Origin of the sequence: Ideonella azotifigens (genome assembly GCF_006519715.1) — a bacterium.
Classification (GTDB): Bacteria; Pseudomonadota; Gammaproteobacteria; order Burkholderiales; family Burkholderiaceae_C; genus Ideonella; species Ideonella azotifigens.
Map to the genome: position 1 here is coordinate 1 of NZ_VIDT01000413.1, position 5,088 is coordinate 5,088.

Sequence of the window (5,088 nt, forward strand, 5' to 3'; positions counted from 1 at the left end):
CTGGACCACGTCGGCGGCGCGCCGGCCTTGCTCGCCCGCTGGCCGCAGGTGCGCCTGCTCAGCAGCCTGGAAGCTGGGCACCCCTTGCTGGCGCAGGCGGTGCACCACGAGACCTGCGCCGCCGGCCAGCAGTGGGATTGGGACGGCGTGCATTTCCAGATGTTGTTTCCCGCACCTGGCGCCCAGCTTGTCGGCGTCAAACCCAACACCGTCAGCTGCGTGCTGAAGGTCAGCGACGCGGCGGGCCGCAGCGCGCTGCTGACCGGCGACCTCGAAGCGGCGCAGGAACACATGCTGGTGGCGCAGTCACCCGAACTGCTTGCCAGCACCGTGCTGCTGGTGCCACACCATGGCAGCCACACCTCGTCCAGCGAAGAATTCTTGCGTGCGGTGGGGCCGAAGGTGGCCGTGGTGCAGGTAGGCTATCGAAGCCGCTTTGGCCATCCGCATCCGCAGGTGCTGGCGCGCTACCAGGCGCTGCGCGTGCCGGTGGTGCGCAGCGACCACTGCGGTGCGTGGCGTTGGTCGGCAAATGGTGCAACATGCACGCGCGACGTGCAAAAGCGCCATTGGCACTGGCAGGGGCCGGCCGCCAGCGGGTCTGTTCTGCCCGCGGCTGGTGCGGTTGTTGCTACGGATTCCCCTGCAGGAGAGCATGAATGAGACCCAGCTTCGACGAGATGCATGCGAACAGCGCGACAGTGCGCGAGCACTACCGCACTTACGACCGCTGGCTTGCCCAGCAGCCGGGCGACATGATGAAGGCGCGCCGCGAGGAGGCCGAGGTCATCTTTCGCCGCGTCGGCATCACCTTCGCCGTGTATGGCGACAAGGATTCCGGCGAAGGCACCGAACGCCTGATCCCGTTTGACCTGATCCCTCGGGTCATCCCGGCGCACGAGTGGCGCGAGATGGAAAAAGGCCTTGCGCAGCGCGTCACCGCGCTGAACCGCTTCATCCACGACGTCTACCACGGCCAGGAGATCCTGAAGGCCGGCATCGTGCCCGCCGAGCAGATCACCCACAACGCGCAGTTCCGCCCCGAAATGATGGGCGTGGACGTGCCGCACGGGCTGTACTCGCACATTGCCGGCATCGACATCGTGCGTGCCGCCAACCCCGATGGCTCCGGCAGCTACTACGTGCTGGAAGACAACCTGCGCGTGCCCAGCGGTGTCAGCTACATGCTGGAAAACCGCAAGATGATGATGCGGCTGTTCCCGGATCTGTTCTCCGACCACCGCGTCGCCCCGGTGGCCCACTACCCCGACCTGTTGCTGGAAACGCTGCGCAGCGTCGCCCCCAGCGGCGTCAACGATCCGACCGTGGTGGTGCTCACGCCGGGCATGTACAACTCGGCCTACTTCGAGCACGCCTTCCTGGCCCAGCAGATGGGTGTGGAGCTGGTCGAGGGCCAGGACTTGTTCGTCAAGGACAAGTTCGTCTTCATGCGCACCACGCAAGGCCCGAAGCGGGTCGACGTGATCTACCGCCGGCTGGACGACGACTTCCTGGACCCGGACGTGTTCCGCCCCAACTCCACGCTGGGCTGCGCCGGCCTGATCGAGGCCTACAAGGCGGGCAATGTCACGCTGTCGAACGCGGTGGGCACGGGTGTGGCGGACGACAAGTCCATCTACCCCTACGTGCCCAAGATGGTCGAGTTCTACCTGGGTGAAAAGCCCATCCTGAACAACGTGCCCACGCACCTGTGCCGCGAGCCGGACGACCTGAAGTACGTGCTGGACCACCTGCCGGACCTGGTGGTCAAGGAAGTGCACGGCGCAGGCGGCTACGGCATGCTGGTCGGCCCGGCGGCCACCAAGGCCGAGATCGAGGACTTCCGGGCTCACCTGATCGCCAATCCGAGCAACTACATCGCCCAGCCCACGCTGAGCCTGTCGACCTGCCCGACCTTCGTCGAGTCCGGCATTGCGCCGCGCCACATCGACCTGCGGCCGTTTGTGCTGTCTGGCGCCAAGGAAGTGCAGATGGTGCCGGGTGGCCTGACGCGCGTGGCGCTCAAGGAAGGCTCTCTGGTCGTCAACTCTTCACAAGGCGGTGGTACCAAGGACACCTGGGTGCTGGAGGACTGATCCCTCGACATTGACAACGCTTTTGAAGCGACTCCCGGAACAAGGCTACAAACGGATCACACATGCTTTCTCGAACTGCCGACCATTTGTTCTGGATGGCGCGCTACATGGAGCGCGCCGAGAACACCGCCCGCATGCTGGACGTCAACTACCAGAGCTCGCTGCTGCCGCAGTCGGCCGCGGTGGCCGAGCAAGGCTGGCGCGGGCTGCTCAGCATCTCCGAGCTGACGCACGACTACAACAACCGCTACGGGGCGATCCACCCGCGGCAGGTCAAGGACTTCATGGTGCGCGACGAGCGCAACCCCTCGTCCATCCTCAGCTGCCTGCGGGCGGCGCGTGAAAACGCCCGCGCGGTGCGCGGCTCCCTGACCACCGAGGCCTGGGAGACGACCAACCAGACCTGGCTGGAGTTCAACCGCATGCTGGCCGACGGCGTAATGGCGCGCGACCCGTCCTCGGTGTTCGAGTGGGTCAAGTTCCGCTCGCACCTGTCGCGTGGGGTGACGGTGGGCACCATGCTGCAGGATGAAGCCTTCTACTTCATCCGCATCGGCTCCTTCCTGGAGCGGGCCGACAACACCGCCCGCCTGCTGGACGTGAAGTTCCACGCGGTGGAGAGCGACTTCTACGGCGCCGCCGACGAGCGCGACAGCGAGTACGACTTCTATCACTGGTCGGCCATCCTGCGCTCGGTCTCGGCCTTCGAGATCTACCGCAAGGTCTACCGCAACGTGATCCAGCCGGACAAGGTGGCCGAGCTGCTGATCCTGCGGCCGGACATGCCACGCTCGCTGGCCGCCTGCCTGAACGAGGTCGTCACCAACCTGAAGCTGGTGTCCAACGAACAATCGGGCGAGACGCTGCGCCGCGCCGGCCGGCTGCGCTGCGACCTTGAATTCGCCCGCATCGACGAGATCCTGTCCACCGGCCTGCATGCCTACCTGACCCAGTTCCTGGACCGCGTGGGCGACCTGGGCCTGGGCATCAGCCGCGACTTCCTGGTTTCGGCACATTGAACTTCGCGCGGGCCGGCTGGTGCCCACGGGGTGCCAGCCGGTTCGCGCGCGCCGCAGACATCGACAACCGTTCATCCTGTCGTTGACCGACGCAAAGGAAATCCCTTGTCCATCCACGTCGCGCTCAAGCACGTCACCCACTACCGGTATGACCGGCGGGTCAATCTTTCGCCGCAGGTCGTGCGCCTGCGACCGGCGCCGCATTGCCGCACGCCCATCCTGGCCTACTCGATGAAGGTCGAGCCGGCCAACCACTTCATCAACTGGCAGCAGGATCCGTTTGCCAACTACCTGGGCCGGCTGGTCTTCCCGGAGCCGACGACCGAGTTCAAGGTCACGGTGGACCTGGTGGCCGAGATGTCGGTCTACAACCCGTTCGACTTCTTCCTCGAACCCGACGCCCAGACCTTCCCGTTCACCTACTCGCTGGAGCTTGCGCGCGAGCTGGCGCCGTACCTGGTCGTGGAGCCGCCCACGCCGGCTTTCGCCAGGTTCCTTGCCAGCATCGACCGCAAGGAAACCACCACCATCGATTTCCTGGTGGCGCTGAACCAGCGGCTGCAGCATGACATCTCCTACCTGATCCGCATGGAGCCCGGCGTGCAGACGCCGGAGGAAACGCTGGTCAACGGCTCCGGTTCCTGCCGCGACACCGGCTGGCTGCTGGTGCAGACCATGCGCCACCTGGGCCTGGCCGCGCGCTTTGTCTCCGGCTACCTGATCCAGCTGGCGCCGGACGTCAAGGCGCTGGATGGCCCCAGCGGCACAGAGGTCGACTTCACCGACCTGCACGCCTGGTGCGAGGTCTACCTGCCCGGCGCCGGCTGGATCGGCCTGGACCCGACCTCCGGCCTGCTGGCCGGCGAAGGCCACATTCCGCTGGCCTGCACGCCGCAGCCCTCCAGCGCCGCGCCCATCAGCGGTGCGGTGGACGAGTGCGAGGTCGAGTTCGGCCACGAGATGGGCATCAGCCGCGTCTGGGAATCCCCGCGGGTTACCAAGCCCTACACCGAGGACCAGTGGGCCGAGGTGCTGCAGCTGGGCGAGCGCGTGGACCGCCAGCTCGAAGCCGGCGACGTGCGCCTGACCATGGGCGGCGAGCCGACCTTTGTCTCGGTCGACGACCGCGACGGCGCCGAATGGAACACCGACGCGCTGGGCCCGACCAAGCGCATGCTGGCGCAGGACCTGGTGCAGCGCCTGCGCGCCGAATACGGCAAGGGCGGCTTCCTGCACTTCGGCCAGGGCAAGTGGTACCCGGGCGAACAGTTGCCGCGCTGGGCGCTGTCCATCTACTGGCGTGCCGACGGCAAACCCTGCTGGCAAGACCCCTCGCTGTTTGCCGACGAGCGCGACGCGCACCGCTACACCAGCGCCGACGCGCGCCGCTTCATCGACGCGCTGACCACCCGCCTGGGCCTGGACACGCAGTTCGTGCAGACCGGCTACGAAGACACCTGGTACTACCTGTGGCGCGAGCGCCGCCTGCCGGTCAATGTGGACCCGTTCGAGTCTGAGCTGGAAGACGAACTGGAGCGCCTGCGCCTGCGCCGCGTGTTCGACCAGGGCCTGGCCTACGAAGTGGGCTACGTGCTGCCGATCAAGCGAGCCGAAGGGCCGAGCCTGGACGGCATCCGCTGGCAGACGGGCCCTTGGTTCTTCCGCGACGAGCGCATGTACCTGTTCCCTGGCGACTCGCCGATGGGCTACCGGCTGCCGCTGGACTCGCTGCCCTGGGTCAGCGAATCTCAGTTCCCGTTCCAGTACCCGCAAGACCCGTTTGCCCCGCGCGACGCCTTGCCCGCCAGCGTGCCGTACCGCAGCCAGTCGGTGCTGGGCGACAAGGCCGAAGGCAGCGCCGCCGGTGCTCGAGGATGGCCGGTGATCGGTGGCGAGCCTGGTGGCCCGGCGCATTCGACAGGCCTGGGCATGGCGGACGGCGCTGCGCCCGAAGGTGATGAGCTGGCCGAGCG

4 protein-coding genes are annotated in these 5,088 nt (G+C 66.9%); all 4 read left to right on the plus strand.

The genetic code is table 11. The features are described 5' to 3' along the window. On the plus strand, nt 1-663 hold a 663-nt coding region (locus tag FKP22_RS20700; protein WP_141289585.1), incomplete at its 5' end, for a ComEC/Rec2 family competence protein. Then, nucleotides 660-2,096 (plus strand): circularly permuted type 2 ATP-grasp protein, encoded by a 1,437-nt coding sequence (locus tag FKP22_RS20705; protein WP_141289586.1) that lies wholly within the window; start codon nt 660-662, stop codon nt 2,094-2,096. The genes FKP22_RS20700 and FKP22_RS20705, both read left to right, overlap by 4 nt. A 62-nt stretch (nt 2,097-2,158) precedes the next feature. Next, entirely contained in the window at nt 2,159-3,115 is a 957-nt protein-coding gene (locus tag FKP22_RS20710) for an alpha-E domain-containing protein (protein WP_141289587.1), read from the plus strand. Between the two features lie 105 nt (nt 3,116-3,220). Beyond that, nucleotides 3,221-5,088, plus strand: a 1,868-nt coding sequence (locus FKP22_RS20715) for a transglutaminase family protein (RefSeq protein WP_141289588.1), incomplete at its 3' end; no start/stop codon positions are given.

What these genes read in the sequence shown, in the direction of transcription:
- FKP22_RS20705 (WP_141289586.1), top strand. Translation starts at nt 660, where the DNA reads ATGAGACCCAGCTTCGACGAGATGCATGCGAACAGCGCGACAGTGCGC.
- FKP22_RS20710 (WP_141289587.1), top strand. Translation starts at nt 2,159, where the DNA reads ATGCTTTCTCGAACTGCCGACCATTTGTTCTGGATGGCGCGCTACATG.